This is a genomic window from Burkholderia sp. 572 (assembly GCF_040545135.1).
Classification (GTDB): domain Bacteria; phylum Pseudomonadota; class Gammaproteobacteria; order Burkholderiales; family Burkholderiaceae; genus Burkholderia; species Burkholderia cepacia.
This window is the reverse complement of the sequence record NZ_JBEPLH010000006.1, coordinates 326,058-352,985: the sequence shown is the minus strand read 5'-3', so window position 1 is coordinate 352,985 and position 26,928 is coordinate 326,058. Positions and strand designations below refer to the sequence as shown.

General features: G+C 66.8%; 18 protein-coding genes and 2 riboswitches. Of the genes, 6 read left to right on the top strand and 12 right to left on the bottom strand.

Annotation, left to right across the window (positions count from 1 at the left end):
* Positions 1–4: 4 nt before the first annotated feature.
* The 4 genes from atzF to ABIC51_RS14495 are packed head-to-tail and all read right to left on the bottom strand — an operon-like array spanning position 5 to position 6,889.
* Positions 5–1,864, bottom strand: coding sequence for an allophanate hydrolase (gene atzF / locus ABIC51_RS14510; RefSeq protein WP_226128580.1), 1,860 nt, complete (start codon positions 1,862–1,864; stop codon positions 5–7).
* Positions 1,861–5,469, bottom strand: coding sequence for an urea carboxylase (uca, locus tag ABIC51_RS14505; RefSeq protein WP_226128578.1), 3,609 nt, complete (start codon positions 5,467–5,469; stop codon positions 1,861–1,863). Before uca ends, atzF begins: the two co-directional genes overlap by 4 nt.
* On the bottom strand, positions 5,466–6,122 hold the full coding sequence (locus ABIC51_RS14500) for an urea amidolyase associated protein UAAP2 (RefSeq protein ID WP_027792692.1): 657 nt from the start codon (positions 6,120–6,122) through the stop codon (positions 5,466–5,468). Before ABIC51_RS14500 ends, uca begins: the two co-directional genes overlap by 4 nt.
* Before the next feature lie 11 nt (positions 6,123–6,133).
* Positions 6,134–6,889, bottom strand: a complete 756-nt coding sequence (locus ABIC51_RS14495) for an urea amidolyase associated protein UAAP1 (protein WP_226128576.1) — start codon at positions 6,887–6,889, stop codon at positions 6,134–6,136.
* Positions 6,890–6,946: 57 nt separating this feature from the next.
* Positions 6,947–7,080: riboswitch (guanidine-I (ykkC/yxkD leader) on the bottom strand.
* A gap of 202 nt (positions 7,081–7,282) precedes the next feature.
* Between ABIC51_RS14495 and ABIC51_RS14490 the strand changes: the two genes are divergently transcribed.
* The 3 genes from ABIC51_RS14490 to ABIC51_RS14480 all read left to right on the top strand — a co-directional run bounded on the left by ABIC51_RS14490 (position 7,283) and on the right by ABIC51_RS14480 (position 11,380).
* Entirely contained in the window at positions 7,283–7,444 is a 162-nt protein-coding gene (locus ABIC51_RS14490) for a hypothetical protein (RefSeq protein WP_205571892.1), read from the top strand.
* Positions 7,445–7,514: 70 nt separating this feature from the next.
* A riboswitch (guanidine-I (ykkC/yxkD leader) is annotated at positions 7,515–7,636 on the top strand.
* 138 nt (positions 7,637–7,774) lie between these two features.
* Positions 7,775–8,797, top strand: a complete 1,023-nt coding sequence (locus ABIC51_RS14485) for an ABC transporter substrate-binding protein (RefSeq protein WP_060063862.1) — start codon at positions 7,775–7,777, stop codon at positions 8,795–8,797.
* A gap of 438 nt (positions 8,798–9,235) precedes the next feature.
* Entirely contained in the window at positions 9,236–11,380 is a 2,145-nt protein-coding gene (locus tag ABIC51_RS14480) for a flavin monoamine oxidase family protein (RefSeq protein WP_226128574.1), read from the top strand.
* A 117-nt stretch (positions 11,381–11,497) separates the two neighbouring features.
* Here the strand turns inward: ABIC51_RS14480 and ABIC51_RS14475 are convergent, their stop codons facing one another.
* Positions 11,498–11,686, bottom strand: a complete 189-nt coding sequence (locus tag ABIC51_RS14475) for a hypothetical protein (protein WP_027792696.1) — start codon at positions 11,684–11,686, stop codon at positions 11,498–11,500.
* A 616-nt stretch (positions 11,687–12,302) separates the two neighbouring features.
* Here ABIC51_RS14475 and ABIC51_RS14470 point away from each other — a divergent pair.
* Positions 12,303–14,414, top strand: a complete 2,112-nt coding sequence (locus ABIC51_RS14470) for a radical SAM protein (RefSeq protein WP_226128572.1) — start codon at positions 12,303–12,305, stop codon at positions 14,412–14,414.
* 104 nt (positions 14,415–14,518) lie between these two features.
* On the opposite strand, the gene ABIC51_RS14465 is transcribed toward ABIC51_RS14470, so the two are convergent.
* The 3 genes from ABIC51_RS14465 to ABIC51_RS14455 form a co-directional block, all read right to left on the bottom strand.
* On the bottom strand, positions 14,519–16,849 hold the full coding sequence (locus tag ABIC51_RS14465) for a putative bifunctional diguanylate cyclase/phosphodiesterase (RefSeq protein WP_027792698.1): 2,331 nt from the start codon (positions 16,847–16,849) through the stop codon (positions 14,519–14,521).
* A 53-nt stretch (positions 16,850–16,902) separates the two neighbouring features.
* Positions 16,903–19,005 carry a putative bifunctional diguanylate cyclase/phosphodiesterase gene (locus tag ABIC51_RS14460; protein WP_354006526.1) on the bottom strand — a complete coding sequence of 701 codons (2,103 nt, stop codon included), beginning with the start codon at positions 19,003–19,005 and terminating at the stop codon, positions 16,903–16,905.
* Between the two features lie 565 nt (positions 19,006–19,570).
* Positions 19,571–21,268 carry a M4 family metallopeptidase gene (locus tag ABIC51_RS14455; protein ID WP_176115160.1) on the bottom strand — a complete coding sequence of 566 codons (1,698 nt, stop codon included), beginning with the start codon at positions 21,266–21,268 and terminating at the stop codon, positions 19,571–19,573.
* A gap of 275 nt (positions 21,269–21,543) precedes the next feature.
* Between ABIC51_RS14455 and ABIC51_RS14450 the strand changes: the two genes are divergently transcribed.
* Positions 21,544–21,702 (top strand): hypothetical protein, encoded by a 159-nt coding sequence (locus tag ABIC51_RS14450; protein WP_175854004.1) that lies wholly within the window; start codon positions 21,544–21,546, stop codon positions 21,700–21,702.
* 209 nt (positions 21,703–21,911) lie between these two features.
* Here ABIC51_RS14450 and ABIC51_RS14445 read toward each other — a convergent pair whose 3' ends face one another.
* A complete protein-coding gene (locus ABIC51_RS14445) occupies positions 21,912–23,126 on the bottom strand; it encodes an MFS transporter (protein WP_226128566.1) in 1,215 nt (404 codons plus the stop codon).
* A 403-nt stretch (positions 23,127–23,529) separates the two neighbouring features.
* On the opposite strand from ABIC51_RS14445, the gene ABIC51_RS14440 reads away from it, so the two are divergent.
* Positions 23,530–24,060 carry a P-loop NTPase family protein gene (locus ABIC51_RS14440; RefSeq protein WP_060084660.1) on the top strand — a complete coding sequence of 177 codons (531 nt, stop codon included), beginning with the start codon at positions 23,530–23,532 and terminating at the stop codon, positions 24,058–24,060.
* A 34-nt stretch (positions 24,061–24,094) separates the two neighbouring features.
* Here the strand turns inward: ABIC51_RS14440 and ABIC51_RS14435 are convergent, their stop codons facing one another.
* From ABIC51_RS14435 to ABIC51_RS14425, 3 genes are all read right to left on the bottom strand, one after another.
* Positions 24,095–24,844, bottom strand: coding sequence for an SDR family oxidoreductase (locus ABIC51_RS14435; protein ID WP_136470969.1), 750 nt, complete (start codon positions 24,842–24,844; stop codon positions 24,095–24,097).
* 237 nt (positions 24,845–25,081) lie between these two features.
* Positions 25,082–25,489 (bottom strand): VOC family protein, encoded by a 408-nt coding sequence (locus ABIC51_RS14430; protein WP_027792704.1) that lies wholly within the window; start codon positions 25,487–25,489, stop codon positions 25,082–25,084.
* Between the two features lie 315 nt (positions 25,490–25,804).
* Positions 25,805–26,719, bottom strand: a complete 915-nt coding sequence (locus ABIC51_RS14425; RefSeq protein ID WP_175899533.1) for a hypothetical protein — start codon at positions 26,717–26,719, stop codon at positions 25,805–25,807.
* Positions 26,720–26,928: the final 209 nt, after the last annotated feature.

Below are 26,928 nucleotides of genomic sequence, written 5' to 3'. Positions count from 1 at the left end.
ACGTTCATTGCGAGGCGCTGCCCGCGGCGTGGGCGCGGTAAGCCCGCCAGCCGCCGAAGCGCGTGATGTCCGTCGCCTCGTCGAGCGCCGCGCTTTCGCACAGGAAGCCCTGCACGCGCGACCCGTCGGCGAGCGTCAGCGTGCCGATGCCGAGCGGCGCCGCAATGCCCGCGACGAAGCTGCCGTACGCGTCGACCGGCATCTCCCAGATCTCGACCGCGATCGGCGCACCGCCGTCCGGCACGCGCACGAGCCCCGGCTTGGCGACGCTGCCGCCGGATGCCGCGCCGGACAGCGCGTAGAGACGGTACGTGGCCGCCGTCGTCGTCGCCGCGACGAAACGCGCGCGTCGCTGCGTGAGCTGCCCGTTCAACGGCTCGCCTCGCAGATGCGCACCGACGACGGCCACGCGCACGACGCCGGTGGATTCCGTCGGCGCCGCGTCCGCCGTTGCAGCGCCCCCGGCCTCACGGACAGCCTGATCGCCGTCGCCCCACGCCTGCGCGAGATCGAGCAGCCGCGCATCGTCGTGCGCGCGGCCGACGAACGTGATCCCGAACGGCAACCCTGCGTGCGCCCCGGTCTTGCAGACGCCCGCAGGCACCGCGATCGCCGACAGGTCGAGCAGGTTGACGAAGTTCGTGTAGTAGCCGAAGCGCGAATTGATGCCGATCGGATCGGCTTCGAGCGCGTCCACGGTCGCGGTCGTGGCCGAGGTCGGCATCACGATCGCGTCGAGCCCGGCCCATGCGCGGCCCGCCTCGATGCGCAGCGTCGCGAGCCGGTCGAACGCGGCGAACGCGTCGGCCGCGCTGAAGCGCGACGCGCCGCCGACGATCGTGCGAATCACCGGATGGAGCGCATCGGGCTCCCGCGCGGCGAATGCGCCGAGTGCGGCAAGCCGCTCGGCAACCCACGGGCCCTCGTAGAGCAGCCGCGCGGCGGCCAGGAACGGGCTGAAATCGATCTCGACGATCCGCGCGCCCGTCGCCCGCAGGCGTTCGAGCGCCGCCTCCCAGGCCGCACGATACGATTCGTCGCCGAAGAATTCGAGCTGATCGGCACGCGGTACGCCGAAACCCCACTGGCCGAGCGAACGCCCCCGGTCGACATCCGGCAGCGGCTGCCATGCGCGCCCGTAAGGATCGCCTTCGGTCACGCCCTGCGCGACGGCGAACACCGACCGTGCGTCGGCCGGCGAGTGCGCGAACACCGACACGCAATCGAGCGACCGGCAAGCCGGCACGACGCCGAGCGTACTCAGCACGCCGCGGGTCGGCTTGAGTCCGACGAGCCCGTGAAACGCTGCCGGCACGCGCCCGGAACCGGCCGTGTCGGTACCCAGCGAGAACGCCGCGACGCCGAGCGCGACCGCCACCGCCGACCCGGAACTCGACCCGCCCGACGCATAGCGCGGATCGAGCGCATTGCGGCACGCGCCGTACGGCGAGCGCTGCCCCGACAGCCCGGTCGCGAACTGATCGAGATTGGTCTTGCCGACCGGAATCGCGCCGGCCGCGATCAATCGCTCGACGACGGGCGCGCTGCGATCCGGCGTGTACGCATAGGCCGGACAGGCCGCCGTCGTCGGAATGCCGGCGAGGTCGATGTTGTCCTTGATCGCGAACGGCACGCCGTAGAGCGGCAGCGACGCGATGTCGCGCCCGGCCAGCGCGTCTGCGTAGGTCGTCATCTCGGCGTGCGTCAGCGGCCGGATCCACGCATGATGCGGATCGCCCGCGTCGAAATGCGCGGCGATCGCGTCGACGAGCGCGTGCGGCGTCAGGGTGCCCGCCTCGTAGCGCGCGCGCAGCGCGGCGATCGAGCCCGGCCCGGGCAGCGGCGAACGTTGTGTCGTGCTCATGCCACCTCCTCGGCGGCGCCGGTCTTCTGCACCATCAGCCGCTGGCCGGCCACGACCGCCGCGCCCGGCGCGCAATCGATTGTCTCGATCGTGCCGTCTTCCATTGCCGTCACCGCCACCTCCATCTTCATCGATTCGACGATCGCGACGACCTGCCCTTCGGTCACGCGCTCGCCGGGTTCGACCAGCACCTTCCACACGCTGCCCGACACGTCCGCGGCAATCGCGCGCTGCGTATCGTCGAGCGCGGTCGTTTCCCGCGCCGCCTGCGCGTCGCCCTGCTCCGCTTCGCCGACGTACTCCGCGTGCCCGGCCGCCCGCCACCGCTCGCGCTCGGCTTCGAACGCGGTTTGCTGCGCGGCCTTGAACGTCGCGATCGACTCCGCCTCGTCGCGCAGGAAGCGGTTGTACGCGCCCAGGTCGAACACGGATTCCTCGATCTTCAGCGACGCGCGGCCCGCGATGAAATCCGCGCGCAGCGCAGCCAGCTCGGCCTCGCTGACTTCGTAGAAGCGGATCTCGTCGAAGAAGCGCAGCAGCCACGGTTTGCCGGCTTCGAACTCCCGCGTGGTGCGGTGACGGTTCCACATCTGGACGGTACGGCCGACGAACTGGTAGCCGCCGGGCCCTTCCATGCCGTACACGCACAGATACGCGCCGCCGATGCCGACCGCGTTCTCGGGTGTCCAGGTGCGCGCGGGGTTGTATTTGGTCGTCACGAGCCGGTGCCGCGGATCGATCGGCGTCGCGACCGGCGCACCGAGGTAAACATCGCCGAGCCCCATCACCAGATAACGCGCGTCGAACACGATGCGCTTCACGTCGTCGATGCTCGCCAGCCCGTTGATCCGCCGGATGAACTCGATATTGCTCGGACACCACGGCGCATCGGGCCGCACCGACTGCATGTAGCGCTCGATCGCGACGCGCGTCGACGGGTCGTCCCACGACAGCGGCAAGTGCACGATGCGGTTCGGCACGCGCATGTCGGCCACGTCGGAGAGTTCCCGCTCCGCAGTCTGCAGATGCGCGAGCAGTGCATCGAGCGGCAGCACGCGTGCATCGAACTGCACCTGAAGCGAGCGGATGCCCGGTGTCAGGTCGAGCATGCCGGGCAACCGGTGCGCGTCGAGCCAGCACATGAGGGCGTGCACGCGAAAACGCAGGTTCAGGTCGAGCACGAGCGGCCCGTATTCGACCAGCACGTTGCGGTCGCCCGAGCGCCGGTAGACGACACCGATGCCGCCGCCCGCCGACGGATCGCGATGCAGCACGCATTCGCCGGGCGTAGCGGAGGCAGCAGTGGCGACGTCGCGCGTCGGTTGCGCGACCGCAGCAGCCGGCTTCCCGGCCGACGCGGCCGCGCGCACGAACTGCACGGTATCGCCCGGCCGTAACTGCCCGAGCTTCCACAGCTCGTCGCGCACGACCGTCACCGGGCACACGAAGCCGCCGAGGCTCGGGCCGTCCGGGCCGAGGATCACCGGCATGTCGCCGGTGAAATCGACCGCGCCGATCGCATACGCGTTGTCGTGGATGTTCGACGGATGCAGGCCGGCCTCGCCGCCGTCCGCGCGTGCCCATTGCGGTTTCGGTCCGAGCAGCCGGACGCCGGTGCGGCTCGAGTTGTAGTGGACCGTCCACTGCGTGCCGTAGAGCATCGCGATGTCGTCCGGCGTGAAGAAGTCCGGCGCGCCGTGCGGGCCGTCCAGCACACCGAGCGTCCATGCATGCGTCAAGGCGGGAATTTCGTCGTCGGCCAGCGTCGCGCCGGCGTCGCCGCGCCCCGCGTCCGCATGCAGATGCAGCACGTCGCCCTTGCGCAGCGCGCGCCCCGCGTGACCTCCGAACTGGCCGAGCGTGAAGGTGGCCTTGCTGCCGAGATAGTCGGGCACCTGCAGCCCGCCTTTCACGGCCAGGCACGCGCGCACGCCCGCGCCCGTCACGCCGCCGAGCTTCAGTACCGTGCCCGGTCGAGCGCGCAGCACCTGCCAGAACGGCGCGGGCTCGCCGTCGAGCGTTGCCGCGAGCGGCGCACCGCCGAGCACGAACAGCGTCGCGGTGTTGAAGCGCAGCGTCGCGCCGACCATCGTGAATTCCAGCCCGGCCGCGTCGCGTGCGTTGCCGAGCAGCGCGTTGGCGAGATCGAGCGCGCGATCGTCCATCGGACCGGACGGCGGCACGCCGACGCTCCAGTAACCGACGCGCCCGGGCGTCTGCTGCACGGTGGTCTGCACGCCGCTGTCGAGCACGTCGATCGTGTGCGGCGCGAATGCGAAGCGCGACAGGAACGCCGTCGTCGGCGCGCCGCGCGCGAACGTGTCCGAGCCGGCAATCGCGCGCAGGTAGTCGAGGTTGGTTTCGATCCCGTACAGCTCGGTCCGCGCCAGCGCGGCCTGCAGTGCCGCCAGCGCGTCGAGGCGCGTATCGCCGCGCACGATCAGCTTCGCGAGCAACGGATCGTAATGTGCGCTGACCTCGGTGCCCGCGTCGATCCAGCCGTCGACGCGCACGTCGTCCGGAAAGGCGACATGCGTGAGCACGCCGGCACTCGGCTGGAACTGCTTGCGCGGATCTTCCGCATAGAGCCGCACCTGGATGCTCGCGCCGCGCGGCGCGACGGTGAGCGTGTCGAGCGGCGGCAGGTCGCCTTCGGCCTGCAGGATCATCCATTCCACGAGATCGATGCCGGTGACTGCTTCGGTCACGCAATGTTCGACCTGCAACCGCGTGTTCACTTCCAGGAAATAGAAGCGGCGCGCGTTCGCGTCGAACACGAACTCGACCGTGCCGGCCGACGCGTAGCCGACCGCGCGGGCGAGCCGCACCGCGCTCGCGTGCAGCGTGTCGCGCTCGGCATCGGTCAGGTCCGGCGCGGGTGTCTCCTCGATCACCTTCTGGTTACGGCGCTGCACGGAGCAATCGCGTTCGCCGAGCGCGATCGCGCCGCCGCGGCCATCACCGAAGATCTGCACTTCGATATGCCGCGCGTGCTCGACGAATTTCTCGAGATACACGCCCGCATGCGCGAAGTTCGCGTTGCCGAGCCGCACGACGGATTCGAAGGCCGCCTCGAGCTGCGCGGCGTCACGGCACAACGACATGCCGATCCCGCCACCGCCGGCCGTACTCTTCAGCATCACCGGATAGCCGATCGCATCGGCTTCGGCGAGCGCCGTCGCCACGTCGTCGAGCAGGCCCGTGCCCGGCAGCAGCGCGACACCCTGAGCGGCCGCGAGCGCGCGCGCGGTGTGCTTGAGGCCGAACGCGCGCATCTGGTCGCCGCGCGGCCCGATGAAGCGCACGCCGGCCGCTTCGCATGCATCGGCGAAACCGGCATGCTCGGACAGGAAGCCGTAGCCGGGATGCACGGCCTGCGCGCCCGTCTCGCGCGCGGCTGCGAGGATCGCCGCGACGTTCAGGTAGCTCTCCGACGCCGGCGCGGGGCCGACCCGCACGGCTTCGTCCGCGAGCGTCACGTGACGCGCGTCGCGGTCGGCGTCCGAGTAGATCGCGACCGACGCGATGCCGAGCCGCTTCAGCGTCCGGATCACGCGGCACGCGATTTCGCCGCGGTTCGCAACGAGGACTTTGGCGAATCTCATTCGGCCTCCCACACGGTGAGACGCACGGGCGTCGGGTTGTAGCCGTTGCACGGGTTGTTCAGCTGCGGGCAGTTCGAGATCAGCACGGTGACGTCCATCTCCGCGCGCATCTCGACGTACTTGCCGGGCGCGGAAATGCCGTCCTCGAACGTCAGCCCGCCGAGCGGTGTGACGGGTACGTTCATGAAGAAGTTGACGTTGCCGACGAGGTCGCGCTTGGTGAGCCGCGCGCCCGTGCCGCACGTGCAGTGCGCGATTGCATTGAGGAAGCTGTCGCGGCAGTTGTGCATGTGCCGCTTGTCGAGCGCATAGCGCACCGTGTTGCTCTCGGCCGCGCATGCGCCGCCGAGCGTGTCGTGACGCCCGCACGTATCGGCGACGATCGTCGCCATCGCGTTGCCCCGGCTCGACAGCAGCACACTGCCGGCGCTCAGGTACAGGTTGCGCTGCGCGCGGATCGTGTCCTGTGCGCTGTAGCGCTCCTCGGGGTCGTCGGACCGGTAGAACAGCGTGTCGACGGCCTGGTTGCCCTCGAGGTCGAGGATGCGGAAGACCTGCCCGCGCTTCAGGTCGTGCAGCCACGGTTCGCCCGCGTTCAGCGTGATGTCGTGGATCGCGTCGCGCGGGTCGAGGCGGCTTTCGATGATCGGCATGGTGCGGCTCCTTACGCGAACAGGCGGTCGGTGTTGGTGAAGCCGCGCATGTTCTCGGCGCACGCGCGCCGGCACGGATCGTATTCGGGTGCGGCGGCGTCCGCCGGATACGCGCGGTACGCGATCAGCTTCACCGGCTTCGGCGCATAGTCCGCGCGCGGATCGAGCGGATGCGGCGCGGTCGAGAATGCCGCGAGCGTGTTCATCTCGAAGCGCAGGTCGACGGCACTGCCGGCCGTCGAATGACCGGGGACGAAATCGAGCGTGCCGTCGTCCCCCGTCTCGAGCTTGCTGAAGAAATTGACGTTCGCGGCGAGGTCGCGCGCCGACAGCCCGTACTTCGCGAGCTCGAGCACGAGGCTGTCGCGACCGTTGCGGATCATCGCGTTGCGATCGGCCTGGTACGTCGTCGTGCCGTACTTGTGTGCGAACAGGCGCGCATCGCCGACGCCGCCGAGCGGGTCGTGCCAGCCGAGCGTGTCGGCCGTGATCGACGCGATCACGCGCCCCATGTCCGTGTACAGCGCATGGCCGCGCGTGAGATGCGCGGTGTGCTGCGCCTTCAGCGTATCGGCCATGTTGTAGCGTTCGAGCGGGTCTTCCTGGCGATGAAATACGGCGGACAGGTTCGCGCCGCCTTCGACATCGACGATGCGCAGCGCGAGGCCGCGGCGCAGGATGCCGGACCAGTGGGTGCCGGCGGGAATCAGCGTTTCCCACGCGACGTGCGGGGGTGGGGCGAGGACGGCTTGGGGGCTCGGCGACATGGCGGCTCCGTGGTCGGTTGGATAAAAGGCGTGAGAGGGCGACCGAACGACATCGCGACCTCCCGGGCTTTTATCCCTCCGTGGAGCCTCACCGCTGCCTCGTATCGAGGCGAAGGCAAGACCGGATTGCTCTCGGACCAGGCATCGTGCGGCGCGAACGCCGCATGACCGGAACCCTAGCGATCCTGAAGATGATGCAAATTGCTTCGCACCTCTCGGGCAACGATCAAGCGAGTTGCGTGCCAGCCTCGACGAAACGGCCGCACAACGCGGTGCGGCGGCCCGCACGTGCGCCGCGTGCACGACATGGCGGCGGCCCCGTGCCCTCGCGGCGGGCGTGCCGCGCACCAGGCGAACGCGATCCCGCACCGGCGCAGTGCGTGTCGCATGCGCATGCACGGCACGATCCGCAATGGCATGGGCATTGCATCGATGGCGGCACCTTCACTCGACATCCAACCGCTCATGAACAAGCTCGACCTGCTCCGGCGCGCGCTGACAGCCCTCTTCTCCGCCCGCTTCATCGAACTGCAACGCGCCGCGCGCCGCCGCTGAGCCGCCCTCGTCGCACGTCGTTGGCACGGTTCTCGCTCGGCATGACGCCGAGAGGTGCGGCGGCGTCGCATCTTAGGGATGCTAGGGTTCCGGTTCATCGAACGTCTGGTCCGAGAGCAGCCCGGCACGGGTTCGTCCGATCGCGAGAGCGGACGCGCACGCGCTACACGGCGGGACAAAAGCCCGGGAGACTGGCGATGGCAACGGCCATCGCGCCTCTCCGTGGCCGCTTCGTTCGTTCCGCATCCGCAGGAACCGGCTACGCAGCCGGACCGTGCTCCTGCACGGTCCGTATCGACGATCCCGATCCCGGTCTCCTGGAGAAACACAATGACCCGTCCCGCCTCGGCACTCCGCCGCCTGCTGTCCTTCCGTTCCGCCCGTCGCGCATTGGGTGCCGCCGCCACGGCTGCGGCGCTGCTCGCGGCGCCCGCCGTTCACGCGGCGGCGCCGCTGAAGATCGGCTACAGCGACTGGCCCGGCTGGGTCGCGTTCCAGGTCGCGCTCGACAAGGGCTGGTTCAAGGAGGCCGGCGTCGACGTCGATTTCGAATGGTTCGATTACTCGGCGTCGCTCGACGCGTTTTCCGCGGGCAAGCTCGACGCGGTCGCGGCAACCAACGGCGATGCGCTCGTGACGGGCGCATCCGGCGCGAAGAACGTGATGATCCTGCTGACCGACTATTCCGCCGGTAACGACATGATCATCGCGAAGCCGCCGCTGCGCAGCGTCGAGGGGCTGAAGGGCAAGAAGGTCGGCGTCGAGCTCGGCCTCGTCGATCACCTGTTGCTCGAAACCGCGCTGCAGAAGCACGGATTGAAGGATGGCGACGTGACGCTGGTCAATGCGAAGACCAACGAACTGCCGCAGGTGCTCGGCTCGTCGACCGATGTCGCCGCCGTCGCCGCATGGCAGCCGAACGCGAACGAGGCGTTGAAGCGCGCACCGGGCGCACGCGCGATCTTCACGTCGGCCGACGCGCCGGGGCTGATCTACGATGCGATCACGGTCGCGCCCGCGAGCCTCGCCGCGCGCCGGGCCGACTGGGCCAAGGTGATCAAGGTGTGGTACCGCTGCGTCGCGTACATCAACGACCCGAAGACGCAGGCAGATGCGGTCAGGATCATGTCCGCGCGCGTCGGGCTCACGCCGGAGCAATACCTCCCGCTGCTGAAAGGCACGCACCTGCTCGACGAAGCGGCCGCGAAGCGTGCGTTCCGCAAGGGCGACGGTCTCGATTCGATCTATGGCTCGACGCGCAACGCGAATGCGTTCAACGTGCGCAACGGCGTGTACAAGCAGTCGCAGAATGTCGATGCATATATCGATCCGCGATTCGGGATGTCGAACTGACCGTTGCGTGCGGTCGGACCTTTGACGGCTCGGTCAGGCTGGCGAGGCGCCTCCCCGGTTCATCGAGCACGGGGAGGCGCATTTTCGAGGATGTCGAGGCAGGCGTCGCCCGTCGGCGGTGCTTGCGCAGCTGACCGCGCGCTTCACCGGTCGCGTGTTCTGCAATCCGAAGATTGGTCGGCGATTCGATCGGGATCCCGCGACTTTTACCGCCACGAAATCCCCCCTTCCCAAGCCTGCCTCTTTTCCATCATTTCGCTCATTCTCCTCGATCGTTTCTCAAACAAAAATTGATTGATTTGGCGAAACCGCATTCGCATACTGCGCAAGCTTCGTTCGCAATGCGTTGTCGTTGTCCTGAATCGGTCCCGACGCGCTGTGCCAGCGGCAAGCGGGATCGATATCGTGCGGTTTCCACTCTCTCGATGGAGAAACGTCATGGGCGTTACCGTCATTCCCCGGCTGCTCGGCCTGAAGGACGAGAAGAAGATTGCCACCACCGTTGGTGAAGCCCGGTTGAGCGGGATCAACTACCGGCATCCCGATTCCGCGCTGGTGTCCTATCCGCTTGCCGCCGCCGCGCCGTTGGGTACGCTGCCCGCCGGCAACTACAGGATCGCCATCGTCGGCGGCGGAGCAGGCGGCATCGCCGCACTCTACGAACTGGGCCGGCTCGCGGCGACGTTGCCGGCAGGAAGCGGCATCGACGTGCAGATCTACGAAGCCGATCCCGATTCGTTTCTTCATGACCGGCCGGGAATCAATGCGATCAAGGTACGCGGGCTGAAGGCCGGAAGAGTGTCGGCGGCGCTCGTTCACAACGGCGATCCCGCCAGCGGCGACACCATTTACGAAGTAGGCGCGATGCGCTTTCCGGAAATCGCCGGATTGACCTGGCATTATGCGTCCGCCGCATTCGGGGACGCGGCACCGATCAAGGTATTTCCGAATCCCGGCAAGGTGCCGACCGAATTCGTGTTCGGCAATCGGGTCGATCGTTATGTCGGGAGCGATCCGAAAGACTGGGAAGATCCGGATTCGCCGACGTTGAAGGTACTGGGCGTCGTCGCCGGCGGGCTGGTGGGCAACCCGCAAGGCGAGAATGTCGCGATGTATCCGATCGCCAATGTGGATCCGGCCAAGATCGCGGCGATCCTGAATGCGGCTACGCCGCCGGCCGATGCCCTCGAGCGGATTCAGACGAAGTACTGGCCCGAGTTCATCGCGCAATACGATGGCCTGACGCTCGGTGCGGCCGTCCGCGAGATCGTGACGGTTGCGTTCGAGAAGGGAACGCTGCCGCCGGTCGACGGTGTGCTCGACGTCGATGAATCGATCAGCTACTACGTCGAACTGTTCGGCCGCTTCGGCTTCGGCACCGGCGGCTTCAAGCCGCTGTACAACATCTCGCTGGTCGAGATGATGCGGCTGATCCTCTGGGACTATTCGAACGAATACACGCTGCCGGTCACGGAAAACGTCGAGTTCATCCGGAATCTGTTCCTCAAGGCCCAGGACGTCGGCGCCGGCAAGCTGGTCGTCCAGGTTCGTCAGGAACGCGTCGCGAACGCCTGTCATTCCGGCACCGCGTCGGCGCGCGCACAACTGCTGTCATACGACAGCCATAACGCCGTCCATTCCGAAGCCTACGATTTCGTGATTCTCGCCGTCCCGCACGATCAGTTGACGCCGATCGTCAGCCGCAGCGGCTTCGAACATGCCGCCAGCCAGAATCTGGGGGACGCGGGCCTGGGCCTCGAAACGCATACGTACAACCAGGTCTATCCGCCGCTTCTGCTGAGCGATAGCAGCCCCGCTGCAAACGCCCGGATCGTCACGGCGATCGGCCAGCTTCACATGGCGCGCTCGTCGAAGGTGTTCGCCACCGTCAAGACCGCCGCGCTCGACCAGCCGTGGGTCCCGCAATGGCGCGGCGAACCGATCAAGGCCGTCGTCTCCGACAGCGGCCTCGCGGCGAGCTACGTGGTACCGAGCCCCATCGTCGAAGACGGCCAGGCGCCCGAGTATTCGAGCCTGCTCGCCAGCTACACGTGGGAGGATGATTCGACCCGGCTTCAGCACGATTTCGGGTTGTATCCGCAAAACCCGGCAACCGAGACCGGTACGGCGGACGGGATGTACCGGACGATGGTGAATCGCGCGTATCGGTACGTGAAGTATGCGGGCGCGTCGAACGCACAACCGTGGTGGTTCTATCGGCTGCTCGCGGAAGCACGCACGGCGGACCGCTTTGTCTTCGACTGGACGACCAACAAGACGGCCGGCGGCTTCAAGCTCGACATGACGGGCGACCATCACCAGAGCAACCTGTGCTTCCGGTATCACACGCATGCGCTCGCCGCGTCGCTCGACAACCGCTTCTTCATCGCCAGCGACAGCTACAGCCACCTCGGCGGCTGGCTCGAAGGCGCGTTCATGAGCGCACTGAATGCGGTGGCGGGCCTGATCGTGCGCGCCAATCGCGGCGACGTGAGCGCGCTGTCCACTGAGGCACGTCCGCTCGTGATCGGTCTGCGGCCCGTCGTGAAGGTCCCCGCAGCGGAGCTGGCCACCAGCCAGTAATTCGCGAACGAAGAGACGCTTGCGTCGCGCGTCATCATGCGCCCGCCGTCCGGCGGGCGCGTTTCACATCGATCGAAACAGGGGCGCGCGGCCGGACGGCGGAATCGATGTATCCGGTTACCGCTCGCTCACCTTCACGCGCGGCAGCCATTCCGCCTCGGCACCCTGCGTGCCTTTCAATTGGGCGGGAATCGCGTCTTGCACTTGCGCGTCGTAGCGGCGTACCGCCTCGGTGTCGAGATGACGGCCGTCGAACGTCGACTGGCGACGGGTAATCATGTTGATGCGAAGGCGTTTTGCCGCCATGGTCGGTCTTCCTTGAAAAATCGGCACCCCGCGGACTGGCGAAGTGCAATAGATGTACGTGAGAAAGATGTCGCCAAGATGACGTGATGTGAAACGCACGTCTCCCGCCATCCTACGGCGGCTGCGCATGCACCGCAATGACCTCGAGCAAGCATCGCAGTTCACTTCTCCGCGATCCGCTTGCCGTCCGGCTTGATGGGTCGTTTCAAAGAAGGCACTCGAGGCGCGCCGCACGATCGACACGCTCCGCACTGGGTGCAGCGTCGAGGTACAACGGGTCGAAGGCCTGCCGGACGTGACGCCGTTCAACTTCGACCGCATCTGACCTCGCAGGCCGGACCGTGATCGGGCCGCCGTTATAATCGGTGCGACTCTACGGCGGCCGCGCGTGTCGGCTGCCGGCTACACGCCGGGATGATTTCCCTTTCGGGCGCGACGCGCTCGAGGATTTCATTCTCCCCGAGCGTGAAGCGCCTTGCGCCATTCCCCGCGCCTGCCATTCATGCTCAGCGAGGCAACGGATGGTGACTGCGCGAGTTGCTTCAAATATGACGGTTTCCCGTGCTGCCACCGGGTTCACGGGGATCCTCGACAAAAAAGACAGAGGGCCTCGCCGATGCCGGTTTCCACTGGTTTTGACCGCAATGCATTCAGGGCGTATCCGCTGGACGGCGCGCTGCTGCGCTTTCACCCCGCGACAGGAACGCACGTCCGGATCGAGAACGCGGCGACCCGCCACTTGCGGCGCCTCGCACCCCGGGTCGTGATGTTCGGGATAACGAACAAGTGCAATCTGTCCTGCGACTTCTGCTCGCGTGATGTGCGGCGCGACAGCGCCTGGTCCGTCCAGTCGGCCGCCGGCGTCCTTCGCGGCCTCGCCGCGGCAGGCACGCTGGAAGTCGCCTTCGGCGGCGGAGAGCCGTTCGCGTTCCGTGGATTCGCCGAGCTGATCGACATCCTCCATCACACCACGCCGCTTGCGCTGAACGTCACGACCAATGGAACGCTGATCCGGCGCAACACGTTCGGGCCCTACGCGGGCCGCTTCGGCCAGGTCCGCGTCTCGCTCTACGACGACGTGCGCTGGCGCGACGCGGGCACGGTCCTCTCGGAATACGGGCAAAGGTGGGGCGCCAACCTGATCGTCGACGACGCCGTGCTGCCGGGCCTCCCCGCCCTGCTGGCCGAACTGGCCGCGCTGGGTTGTCAGGATGTCTCGTTGCTGTCCTACATCGGCCCCGATTTGCGCAGGCACCTTTCGCCGAGGGGGCGCGCGCAGCTCGCGGCCATCGTGCAGGATTCGCCGATCGCCTGCCGCCTGTCGGTGTGCTTCGGCGACGCGGTGCCCGTATCCAGATTGTTCGACGGAGCCGATGGCAGTGGCGACTGCGGCGCGGGGCTGGACTTCGTCTCCATCACGCCCGATCAGCGCATGCAGGGCTGTTCGTTCCAGGACGGCGGCCTGCCTGCCGCCAGTGCGGAGGACATCCTGCACGGGTGGCGCAACGCGCGTGCGTACCTCGAGCAACCCAGTGCGCGGCGCGGTTGTGCACGTCGCGGCGCAGATGCCGGTCGAACCCGGTCAACGCCGCCGGTCAGCGTGTGGCAGGCCTTCTCCGGCAACAACAGCGGTGAGTGCGTGATGGTCGCGAAATTCGAGACCATCGCGGATGCGGACGCCTACCTCGCACAACTGCTGCCGTCATGGGCGCCCGATGCCGAGTATTCGTCCGAGTGGAAGCGCCTGTTCAAGGAAGAAGCGGTCGCGGGGCCGGGCTTGTCGGGCGGAGGGTCGCCTCGCGAGCTGGCGGCGATCGGCCGCTCGGTGATCGCGACGGGATACGAGGCAGACGACCTGTTTCCGGAATTGCGTGCGCTGGCCTGGAAGAAAGGCGCATACGTGGTGCCCGGCGGCATCCACGCCCACGACGTGTTCCTGCTGGCCGCGGTGCGTGCGTCAGGCGCGGATGACGCACGCGATCTGGCCGCCCGGAAGCCCCATCCCGCCGCCAGGACCTGGCTGCATGGAGAGGTCGTCCTCGTCACGCTCGAGCTGCAGGGTGACGGCGCGCCAGGTGAACTCGTCGAGATTCGGCAACTGCTCACCGACTATTGCGCCGGTCGCCCGCTCGCCGCGGAACTCGTGTTCGACGACATCGACGACGCGGCCATGCTGTCGGTCAAGAAGCGGCTCGGCGCGGAAATCGGTCGAACGCCAAGGCTTGCGCTGCATTTCGGCTCGCGTGAGGATTCCGGCGAGCGGGCGGTTCGATTCGCGCAAATGATCGCGGAAGGCCAGACCAACGTCGCCGGCACGTGTGTCCTGGTATCGGGAATCGAGCGGCGCAAGCGGCTCGCGGTGCTCGCCTATCGGCAAGGTGCGCATGTCGGCGCCATCGACGGCCCGGAAGTGCGCGTCAGCGCCTGTTTTTTCGTGCGTAATGTCACCCCTCGGAAAGGCCGGCGCGCGGAACCCGGCGAGATCGATATCGGCCTGGTTCGCGAAGCGCTTCACCAGCGGTTTCCGGGCGGCGTTCGCATCGATGTCAAGGCGGGATATCGCCGGGGTATGGCCTTCGTGACCATTGTCACCGCGGACCCCGGATACGCTTTCGGTCAACTCGAGCAGCTTGCGGCGTCGTTCGATGCGAGGCTCAGCATCGGGGTGCACGAGGTCGATCCGCTGGCGTTTGCCGTTCGACGCGTGATCGCGGACGTGTATTCCTGACCTTCAACGCAACCCGCCCGGCGCGCGCAATCTTCTTCCCGGAATGCGCGCTTTCGGCCTTCAATCGATCCGGGTATCGCGCAGTCCGGTCGCGTCGCCGTCGCTCACGCCCGCCTGCCCGTCGACTGCGCAGCCAGCGCGGCCCGCTCGATCCAGCGAATGGCCGGAGCATCGTGCTCGCCCGGCGCGGGCTTGCCGATCAGGAAGCCCTGCACCTCGCGGCAGCCGGCATCCGTGATGCACGCCAGTTGCTCCTCCGTCTCGACGCCTTCCGCGACGGTCGTCACACCGAGGCGCTTGCCGAGATCGGCCACCGCGCACACGACGGCCGCGCAGTCCGGTCGCGAGATCGCATCGCGCACGAAGCTGCCGTCGATCTTGATCTTGTCGAACGGAAACGCGCGCAGATGCGCGAGCGACGAGAAGCCCGTGCCGAAATCGTCGAGGGCGACGCGCACGCCCATCGAACGCAGCGCGCGCAGGTCCGCGATCGCCTTGCCCTCGTCATGCAGCAGCGCGGTTTCCGTCACCTCGATTTCCAGCCGGTCGGGCGTGAGGCCCGCGCCGGCCAGCGCCGCCGCGAAGGCCGGCACGATCGTGCCGTGGCCGAGCTGCGCCGCCGACACGTTGACGGCGACGCGCGCGCCGTCTGGCCAGCGCGCCGCCTCCCGGCATGCATGGTCGAGCACGAAGCGGCCGAGCCGGTCGATCAGGCCGCCGCGCTCGGCCACCGGAATGAAGTAGCCCGGCGAAATCCAGCCGGAGCGCGGGTGATGCCAGCGCAGCAGGGCCTCGCGCGTCGTCACCTGGCGGGTCCGGACATCGACGATCGGCTGGTAGAACACGTACAGCCCCTGGTTCTCGTCCAGCGCGACGCGCAGCTTCGATTCGAGCGCGATCCGCTCCTGCGCGCTCGTTTCCATGTCCGGCGAGAACATCCGGTACGTCCCCTTCCCGGCTTTCTTGGCCGCATAGAGCGCCATGTCCGCGCGTGACAGCAGCACGCCGGCGTCGTTGCCGTGATGCGGCGCCAGCACGCAGCCGATCGACGCGCCGATGCGGAACTGCCGCTCGGGCGACGGCGCATAGGGCGCGACGAGCGTGTCGACGAGCCGCGCGGCCGCGCCCATCGCGCCGTCCGCGTCGGTGTCGCGCAGCAGCACCGCGAATTCGTCGCCGCCGATGCGCCCGAACATCGTCCTCGCTTCCGGGCACTGCCCGCGAAGGCGTTCCGCGACCTGGCGCAGCACCTCGTCGCCCGCCGAATGCCCGCACGCGTCGTTGATCAGCTTGAAGCCGTCGAGGTCGATGAAGAGCAGCCCGAGCGTCTTGTCCGAGCGGCGCAGGCTCGTGTCGAATTCGGCGAGGAAGGTCGCGCGGTTCGGCAGGCCGGTGAGCGAATCGTGATGCGCGAGCTGGTGGATGCGCGCTTCCGCCTCGGCCTGCTGCGTGACGATCGACCACGACAGCATCGGGCCGATGTAGCGCCCCTCGGCATCGCGCACCGCCGAGACCTGGAGGTCGAGCACTTCCGGCCCGAGCCGCACGCGGCCGCGATGCGGCAGGTTCGCCGGATCGGCGAGCAGGCGGCGCTGGTGCTGCGGGTGCGGATGGAAGAAGTCGATCGACGCGCCGAGCGCATCGTCCGCGCGGATCGGCAGCAAATGCTCGATCGAGCGCAGCAGGTTTCGCGACGCCGTGTTCAGGTAGTTGATGCGGAACGTCTCCGGGTCGGCCGTCATCACGGCCACCGGCATGTCGTCGATCATCCGCATCAGCCGCGTCTGCGCCTGCTCGCGCATCCGCGATTCGGCCTGCGCGTCGACGGTACGCACGAAGCCCCGGTAGTTGACCGAGATGACGGCGATCAGCGCGGCCGACACGAAAGCCATGTTGACCGCGGTGGCGACGAGCGTCGGCTGGCCCGTCGAGAGGAAGAACGCGATGAACGCGGCGTTGACGATCACGGCCACGATCAGCGCGGCCGTGCGCAGGTACATCAGGCTGAAGATGCAGCCGATCACCGTGATCGCCATGTAGAACGCGACCTGGGCCTTTTGCCACGCGTCGCCGTACGGGAACAGCAGCAGCGCCCAGAGGGTGAACGTCACCGCGATCGGGATCACCAGCCAGTTCGTCATCGTGAGCGCACGCGACACGGTGTCCGGCGTCGGCTCCACCAGCCGCGCGCGGCGCCAGTGCAGCAGCCGCGCGAGCGACACGAGCGTCATCCCGGCCGGCATCGCGACCGACAGCCACCACGGCGTGCTGCGCAGGTGCGTGACGGCGAGGCTCCAGGTGCTCGAGACGAGGATCAGGTACATCACCGGGAGCTGGCCGGCGAATACCCGGAATTGCGCCGCGAGCAGGTCCGGGTTCCGGGCCGGCGCCGCGATGCTTGCCAGTCTGACCATCCGTGCGTAGTGGGTTTTCATGTGAGCCTGCCTGCTGCAACCTGCGTTCGGATTGCCGTATCCGGCGTTGTCGCTTACCGGCGCGGGCCCGGATCCATCTCGGCCGTGACGGCCGATCCGGACGCGGGAACCGTCGCGCTGGCGCGGTTGCTGCCGGTCAGCGCGATCTGCCCGCTGCCGACAATCTCGTTGAGTGGTGCGGGCCTGCCGAGCAGGAAGCCCTGCGCTTCGTCGCAGCCTTCGTCGGCCAGCAGCACGAGCTGCTCGCGCGTCTCGATGCCTTCGGCCAGGATCGGAATGCCCAGGCTCTTGCCGAGCGCGAGCACGGCGCGGATGATCGCGCGATCCTGCGGTTTCGCTTCCGCGTCCGCGACGAACGACTGGTCGAGCTTGATGCGGTCGAACGGGAACGAGCGCAGCGTGTCGAGCGACGAATAGCCGGTACCGAAATCGTCGAGCGCGATGCTCACGCCCAGCGCCTTGATCTGCCGCAGCGTATCCAGCGCGCGCTCGCGGCCGGCGAAGATCGTCGATTCCGTCAGTTCCAGTTGCAGGCGCGACGCCGGCAGGCCGGTTTCCTCGAGCACGTCCGCCACGAGCGCCGTCAGGTCCGCGTGCATGAACTGCGCGGCCGATACGTTCACCGAGACCGTATAGGGCGGCTCCCACGTGGCCGCGCGCGCGCATGCCTCGCGCAGCACCCACGCGCCGATCTCCAGGATCACGCCGTTTTCCTCGGCGAGCGGAATGAACTCGGTGGGCGGTATCGTGCCGAGCGTCGCATGCTGCCAGCGCAGCAGCGCCTCGTAACCGCGGATCTCGCCGGTCGTCAGCGACGTCTGCACCTGGTAGTGGATGCTCAGCTGGTTGTCGGCCACCGCGCGGCGCAGGTCGGCCGCGAGGCTGCGGCGCGCGCGGACGATCAGGTCCATCGCCGGCTCGTAGAAGCAGATCGATTGCGCGACGCTGCCCTTCGCACGGTACATCGCGAGGTCCGCGTTGTTGATGAGGATCGCCTTGGTGGTGGCGTCATCCGGGTAGATGGCCACACCGAAGCTCGCGCCCGGCACGACCTCGTAGTCGTCCAGCCTGACCGGCTTGTAGAGCGCGGGCTCGAGCCGTTCGAGCAGGTCCATCAGGCGGGTGTCGTCGCCCATGCGGCAGAGTGCCGCGAATTCGTCGCCGCCGATGCGGGCGACGAATTCGCCTTCGCGCAACACGTTCGACATGCGCCGCGCGAGGATGCGCAGCACCTCGTCGCCGGCGTGATGGCCGCGCAGGTCGTTGATTTCCTTGAAGCGGTTCAGGTCGATGCCGATCAGCGCGAGCTTCGTGCCCTGCTCTTGCGCCAGCGCGATTTCGAGGTCCAGCCGCTCGTTGAAGCTCGCCCGGTTCGGCAGGCCGGTCAGCATGTCGCTCAGTGCCAGCCGGCGCAGGTGCTCGAGCGATTCGGCCCGCACGTTGCTGTCGATCACGTAGCTCACGAGCCCCGTGCAGACGATCACGAGCGACGTACCCGCGACCGCGAGCGCCAGCGGACGCAGCGTGTTCACGTCGGTCCACGCGCCGTCGAGCGTCAGCGGCGTGATGCGCAGCGCGGACATCCCGGTGAAATGCAGCGCGAGGATCGCGAGCGACAGCACGCCGGCCATCTGGTTGACCGCGTGCGGCGACGGCCGCATCGCGAGGTGCAGCGCGAGCGCCGCGAGGGTCATCGCCAGCAGCACCGACGCGACCAGGTAGCCGATGTCCCACGACACGATGCCTTCGACCCGCCACGCGAGCATGCCGGTGTAATGCATCAGCACGATCGCGACGCCGACGATCGCGCCGCCGAGCGCGGGCGCGATCCTGACGATGCGGCAGGTCGTCAGCGCGAAGCCGATCGTGCTGCCGCCGACCGCGATGAGCAGCGATACGAGCGTGAGCGGCAGGTCGAATTGCACGGGCGCGCCGGCGTCGAAGCCGAGCATCGCGACGAAGTGCGTGCACCAGATCGCCACGCCGGCCGAAATGGCCGTCAGCACCTGCCAGCCGAACCGCTGCGTGCCGGAGGTGTTCACCGTGCGCTGGAACAGGCGCGCGGTGACCCACGAGCCGGCCCCGCACAACAGCGCGGCAAGCAGGACCAGCCAGTGATTGTGCCGTTGAACGATGCACCCTAAAACTGTCGCCAAAACCTTTCTTCCCCTATCCGTCGCATGCGTGGATGCCGTTCCCGATCGAAACCGCGGGGCGATGCCGCTTCGATCAGGCGCGCCTTCCGGATATCGGCATGCGATGAATAAACTGAACGCCGCGCGGCGGCACGCAAACGATTGCCCGGAAGATATTTTTTCTGGGAAAAGTGCCGGAACGAGACGGGGCGGGATATCGAAGGATTGGCCGATGGTTTGCCGATCGACCGACGGGTGTGGGCGATGGGTGATACGGCTGGATTCCGCCGCGCTTCACCGTCAGGTTTCTTCCGGGTTCGTCACGGATGGCCAGGGAACGCGGCGCGGTTATCGAGGAAGGTGCGGCAGGCGCAACCATGTCGGCACGAAGTGCCGAAGAACGGGATATGTGGCTGGCGGGACAAAAACCGGATTCCAGAGATCGACCGCCCGCAATTGCAGGCGGTCGATCAACACGCGTCCGTCATTTGCCCGGGCGTCGCGTGGCCTCGATCGGCTCTCCGTTCTCCGACACGAAATGCCGTCACGCGATCGTCGGGCATTCAACGCACTGGCACAAACGCCATCAATTCACCCCGACCGCGCTCCAAGCACGAGCGACCGTCGCGCTTTCGGCCGAATTCGCGCCGTACAGGTCGTTCGCCGCCTGGATCGACGCACGCCGCGCGTTCGGGTAGCTGGAGTTGGCGTTCAGATACACGGTCAGCGTCCGGTACCAGATCTTGCCGGCTTTCTCGCGGCCCAACCCGGTGAAGGTCGTGTCGCCGTTGCAGACCAGTTTCGCCTTCGTCAGGCCGGTATCGGTCGACGGCACCGTCGGGCCTTCCGCCAGCAGGTAGAAAAGGCGGTTGCCGACACCCGACGTGAAATGCGGATCGTGGCGCGGATTCGACCACGAGAATCCGCCGGACGGGTAACAGCTGAACGACCTGCCATCGAGATCCTGCTTGTACATCTTGCGCAGGCCGCCGCTCACCACGCGCGCACCGATCACGTAGTTGCCGGGATCGTTCGGGTTGTTCGCGTAGTACTTGACGAGCGTGCCGAAAATGTCGGAAGTCGCTTCGTTCAGCCCACCCGCGTCGCCCGAATAGTTCAGGTTGGCCGTGGCCTCGGTCACGCCGTGGCTCATCTCGTGTCCGGCCACGTCGACCGACACGACCGGCTTCGGCAGGCTCGTGCCCGGCTGGCCGTCGCCGTACACCATGATGTGCGACGGCATCCATGCCGCGTTCGCGCCGGTCGTGCCGCTGCCGGTGTCGAACACCACGTGCGCGAAACTCTTCACGCCGCGCCCGTCGTTGAAGATGCCGTTGCGGTTGTGCGTCGTCTTGTAGTAATCCCAAGTTAACGCCAGACCGTAATCGATGTCGGCGGCGACGGTCTGCCGGTCGGTGGTCGCGTTGTTGCCCCACACGTTCGTGCTGCTCGTGAAGATCGGCAGGTCGGTCGCCTGCTCGACGTCCTCCGCGATCAGTCCGCGACCGTCGTACACGGAGCCGCCGCCGCGATTCGGATCGAGCATCCGGTACGCGTTCGTGCCGGTCTGGTCGGTGGTCAGCGTCAGGTTGCCGTAGTACAGCGAGCGGCCGGTGCCGGTCGCGGCGGCGGTCTTGATCAGGTCCTGCGCATCGAGCACGGCGCCCGTGCGTGCGTCGACGTAGTACAGCACCGCATCGCCGTGCACGTCGTTCGACTTGCCGTATACGCGCACCGCGTAGGCCAGCGTCGGCGTAACGTCGCGCGCGAACACCACGAGTTCCGCGTCGTCGACGCGGCGCACGTCCGAGTTGAAACGCGCGGTCGCGATGCGCTTGACCCTGGCGTTGCCGATGTCGGGCGCGTTGCGTATCACGGAGCGGTTTCCGACCTTGCCGATCGCGCCGGCGAGATTGATCGGCGCGAGCTGGGTCACGCTCGCCTGCTTCAACTGCCCCTTGCTCGAATGGACGACCACGTCACCGCCGATCACGGGCAGGCCCGCGTAGAAGCGGTCGAAACGCACGTGCTCGGTGCCGTCGGGATCGACGATCACGTCGCGCACCTCGAATTGATCGCCGTCCGTCGGCGCACTCGCCTGCGGCCCTGCGAACTTCAACGTGCGTGCTGCGCCGCCAGCGGCCAGACTGAAGGCGGACGGGTTCTGCTGGATCAGTTGCAGTGCCTTGTCGACCGTGGCCGACTGGTCGCCGGCCTGGGCAAAAGCACTGAGACTCGCGACGGTAATCGCGGTGATGGACAGCAGGCGAGACAGTTTCTTCATGTAATCCCCCGGTTATGTATGGGTGATGTTCGAGGAATGCATCAAGTACAGACTTTGATCCAAGACATGTCACGAACTGCAGAGGGATGCTAGAAGGTCATTTTTATAATTACAAGATATTTTCTGACAGGTTAATATTTTCTGTCGGCGATGTTAATCGAGTCATGATTTGGTGAGAAATCTGAAATGATCTCGTCGGCTGCGATGCCGGTTTCGGCAACGCCGCATCGGCGGAATGTGCGTGACGGGCCCGTCGTTACTGGGGAAAGGCGTGCGTGGCGCGGGTCGGCGGGATGGAGAATGTGAAGCTCGAGGTAGCGCGGCAGATGCTATTTGCTTTATTAAATATTGATTTTGATTATTGCCATTCCGGGCGCACCACCGGGATTTTTAGTGGCTTTCCGATTCTCGCCCTTGATGACACCGCCTTTTAATTCGTAGTAAAAGCCTCGCGAACGACGCATGAGAACAAGTTTTCTACGAATCGTTCGTTTAAGCGGTACGGCTCATCCGGCAGCATGAGTGCGTCACACTGCCTCTTGCGTCGCCCTATCCGCGCAGCGTGACGCGAATGCGCGGCCGCACGCCGCTGTTTTCGCGAGAGATGCATACGGCCGATGAACCGTCCGTCGACGTCGGCCGCCTACCTGCCCCGCACCTTGACCTGCACCACCAGCCACGTCAGCGCCCCCAGCACGAATACGGCGAGCGTCCACGTGCCGCCATGGTGCTGCAGCACCGCAGCCGTCGCGGCGACGCCCGCCAGTCCCTGCTGCAGGAAACCGCACAAGGCCATCGCATGCGCGCCATGTTCATGCGCATCGCTGACGGCGGTCGCCATGCTGTTCGGAAACAGCACCGCCTGGCCGAAGATCGCCAGGCAATACAGCGTGATAAAGATCCACAGGCCGGAGAAATGGGTCAGCAGGCCGCTCAGCCACGACACCAGCATCAACGTGGTTGCGAACGCAAGCAACGCGGCACCGGCATGCATCATCCGGGCGCCGCCATGCCGTCTCACGAGACGGTTGACCAGCATCGCCCCACTGAAATAGGCCACGCCGAGCAGCAGGCCGATACTGCCGAAGCTCGTCACGGCCAGCTGGAAATGCTCCTGGAACACGAACGGGCTCACCTCCTGCAAGGTGACGGTCGTCGCGAACCCCAATCCGCCCGCGCAGGCTGGCCACAGGAAGCCCGGGCGCCGCAGCAGGAGCCAGTAGGTACCGGCCAGGCCCGACGGTTTGGCGGCTCGGCTTCCCGCCTTCAACGGCAACGCATACGACAGCGCGATCGCCAGCGCGGCGACGACGGCCATCAGCACGAAACCCGTTTGCCAATGACTGTATCGGCCGATGAGCCCGCCGATGAACTGGCCGCCGCCCAGGGCCGTGATGAAGGCGATCGACAACACGGAGAGGCGTCGCGCCAGTTCGTCGCCGCGCCAGTTGTCGCGGACGATGATTCGGGCGATGATCGCCGCGCCGCCGCCGCCGATGCCCTGGATGGCGCGCAACACGAGCAGCGCCGGTGCGACCGTGCAGCCGGCGAGCAGCAGGCTGCTGCCAATGAACAGCAGCAGCGAAATCAGCAGCGGGCCGCGCCGGCCCCAGCGTTCCGCGGCAGCGCCCCAGAATGGCACCGGCAGCGCGGCACCGATCACATAGGCGGAGATGGATAACTCGGCGCCGCCTTGCGTCATCTTCAACTCGCGCATGACGACAGGCAGCGACGGCAGGTACACCGTCGTCGCCATTTGGGCCATGAATACGACCAGGCACCCCAGTGCCATCAAGGAAGCAGCCGACGCCGCAGGTTCGCACGGCGCACCGGCGGCAAGAACGGGTTTGTCGCTCATGCCAGCCCTCGATCCGGTCGGGACGCGCACCCGGTTGTTGCCCATTCGAGCGCACATGACGGGCTCCCGTCGCGGGCGCTATCCGCGTATATGTGCGTCTGAAATCCGGGTTCGGTCGCCATCGTTTCTCTCACGTTATTTTTTTCGGGGTTTGCCGCGGCAGTGGGCGGCAGGACTGAAGCGGCTGATTGTACAAAGGTGCGGGAAACGAATGGTAGACGCCGAATTCAAATGACCGTTGCGGAGCGGCGAGGGGCGCCCGGCTCCGCCCGCCCCGACAATGCAGGAAGTGTGGTGGGGCAAGCAGGGCCATGGCCGATATTCAATGACGAACCGCAGTCGAGCGACCGCTTCGTGCATGAGGCACAATAGCCGGCTTCAACATTCAACCGCGATCAAACCCATGCGCTTCGTCGTCGTCGGAACCAGCGGAGCGGGGAAATCCACCTTTTCCAGCGCACTGGCGGTGGCAGCAGGCTGCCCGTACATCGAGCTGGATCGACTCTACTGGGGCCCCGACTGGACTGCCGTGCCGCCGGAACAGTTCGAGCGCGCCGTGCTGGCCGCGACGGCCGGCGACCGATGGGTCGCCGACGGGAACTACAGCGCCGTGCGCGACGTGCTCTGGTCGAGAGCCACTCACGTGATCTGGCTCAACTTCGGGCGGCGGACGGTGTTCTCCCGGGTGCTCTGGCGCACGTTGAGCCGCGGGCTCATGCGCACCGAGCTTTCGCACGGCAACCGCGAGTCGCTGCGGATGGCATTTTCGCGAGAGTCGGTGCTGCTGTGGTCGTACACCACGTTCGCCAGGAATCGCGTCAAGTTCGCCGGCCTGCGTGACGACCCGAAATACGCGCATCTGCACTGGACGGAGATCACCCGGCCTTCGCGCACCCGCGCGGTCATCGACATGCTGGTTCGCGCCGGCGGTTGAGCGCGGCGCGACGCGCGTTTGCGGCGATGCGAATTCACTTCACGGCCGCATTGCCTCCGTCGGCGAACAGGGCCGAGCCGGTAACGAAACTGGCCATCGGGCTCGCCAGAAACAGCGCCGCGGATGCGATCTCGTCGGGGCGGGCGATGCGCTTCATCGCGTGGAGCCCTGCCGCCCATTCCTTTTGCTCGGGGTCTCCCCCCATCGCGGTGTCCACACCGCCCGGCAACAGTGCGTTTGCCCGAATCCCCCGTGCCGCGTAGTCGGCGGTGATGCCCTTCACCAGTCCCATCAAGCCGGCCTTGGACGCACCATACGCGGACATGCCGGGTAGCCCGACGCTGGTCCCGACGAAGCTGGACGTGAAGACGATCGAGCCGCCTCCGCGTTCGAGCATCGCGGGAATCTGGTTGCTTGCGCCCAGGAAGGCTGCCGTCAGATTGGTAGACAGCGTGTGCTGCCAATCGTCGAGCGAGATGTCCGCGAGCGGTTTGAGCGGCCCGACGGTTCCCGCGTTGTTGATCGCGATGTCGAGACCGCCGAACTCGCGCAGCGCCGTCGCGACGAGCCTTCGATGCGTATCGACGTGACAGACGTCGCCGGCGCAGGCGAACGCCTGCCCGCCGTGACGACGAATCTCGCTGGCCACCTGATTCAACGCGGATTCGCTTCGCGCGCCCAATACGATTGACGCGCCATGCGCCGCGAACATCAGTGCGATCGCCCGGCCGATTCCGGTGGAGGCACCGGTGACGATGGCGACTTTCCCGTCGAGTAAGGTCATCTTCTTCACATCCCGTGATTGAGGTCAGTCACGGCAATGTAGACGACCGTTTGCAGGCAGACACTCCGTTTCTTGCTGTTGAAGTCCGGTGCGACGGCATCGCGGGTGGTGCGGCACGGCCATGTCGCGCGCTGCGGCGATCTGCACGTGATGGAGATGCGCAGCCTTCCCGACCTGCACGGTCATTGAAATGGCGGCCCGCGCCGGCACCCGAACGCGGTACGACGCTTGCCGGCGTCAGTCGTCGAACGTGCCTTGATATTCCGGCGCGGCATCCGCGCGCGTGTTCAGCTCGAACATCACGCCGCCCGGCGCGCGGCAGAAGAAACGCGAACCGCGCCCGTTGTTGAAGACGTCCGTCACCATCTCGACGCCCTCTTCCCTGAAGCGTTCGAACAACGTGCGAACGGCATCGAGGCTCGGCAGCTCGAACCCGACGTGGAAATTCGTCGGCCACGCGGTCTCATCGTCGCCGGCGTGATCGATCACTACGTCGAAGCCCGGGCGCTTGAGGATCCAGGATTTGTCCCAGCTTCCCGCGATCGTGAAGCCGAGATGCCGCTCGAAGAATCGGGCCGTCGCCAGTGTGTCGGCGGAGGGGAAGCTCAGGTGATTGAGCTTCATGGTTTGCGTCATGGCAGTCATTGCGAGTCTCCGTCATGCGTCGATCGGCGGAGGCCCCATGCCGTTCCGCCCGACGCACCCAGAATACGAGCCGCGGCTCGCATTCGACAATTCGCATTCGCCGCCTGGCTCGACAGCGCGCGAACCCGCGAGAAATCGCGGATCGGGGCGCGGTTGCGAGCGCTGCGGATCGCGCCATTCGCATTTGTCCGTGATTTGGCTGAGCCACGTCACTTCCGGCAGCCGCCCACCTTGTTTCTCGAGAGAGCCATCTCCATTGGCTCCTCTTTCTGGACAGGTGGAACCATCGTTGAAAGCGACACGCCCCATGCCGCCCTACGTCTTCACCGCTTCGTAAACCTTCGTCTTCGGATTGAACCGGTATTCGACGACATCCGCGGCGCCGTCGGTCTTTGTCCGGCCGGCGTTGTCGATGCCCGTCCCGGTCATTGCCACGCGAAGGCGCGGCCAGTCCCGGCCGTCTGCCGGCAGGAAGGTCAGCGTCGCAGAGCCTTCCACGCACGGTATCCGGTTGCCGGTACCCGCGGCATCGCATGCCGCGCCGCTGTCGTTGCCGCGAAATACGTTACCGGCATAGGTCCAGTCGGTATCGTCAGGATTGCTGGACGCATCGGTGCGCCGATAGACGAACATGCCGAACGACTTGATCCGGGTACCGGAAGCCAGGTACCAGGTCGGCACGGCCAGCACGATCCGCCCGTCCGGCAGGGTCGTGCTCACGGCGGATTCCTTGTCGTCGATCGTGTCGGCCTTTTCGTAGCGGCCAAACTCGCCGATCGAGCGTTCCGACTCGACCATGTTCCAGCCGGCCACGCCGCCGTCCGTGATCCATTCGAAGGTCGCCTCCGTGATCGTCACCCTTGCATCGGGCGCCGGCTCGGCGGTGTTCTCCTGTTCGGCGTACTTGTTCGGCGTCTCGTACGCGAAGCCGGTGAAGTAGTGGCCGCCGCTCAGGTCGAACGCGTGGCCGTACCAATACGTGGCCTGGCTTCCGTTGGCGATCTCCATCGTCGCCTCGCCATGCGCGTCCTTCTGGTAAATGCCCTCCAGCACCTGGCCCGGCCTGGGCGGCACGGGCGAGTCGCGCCCTTCGCGCTGCGAGGTAACGGCCTGCGTCGCCGACGCGGCCGCCGGCTGCGCATTCGATGCGGTATCGGCCTGACCGGAACGATCCCCGCATGCCGCGACCAGAAGCGAAACGACGGACAGCCATGCAACTTTCCCGATCATGTGCCTTTACCCCGGATGCGTCTTCAAGTGACCCGATGCACGCTCACGGGTGCACCAATTGATATCGCCGTTCGATACCGGTAGCCCGGCCGATCGATTCGGGCGCCGGTTCTCTTGTCGAACCCATGGCGCGGATTGTCCGGGCGCTAGCGGCACCTGCCGCCGTAACCGGCCGGCAAAGCCGATGGCAACGCGGCGCTGACCGCGAA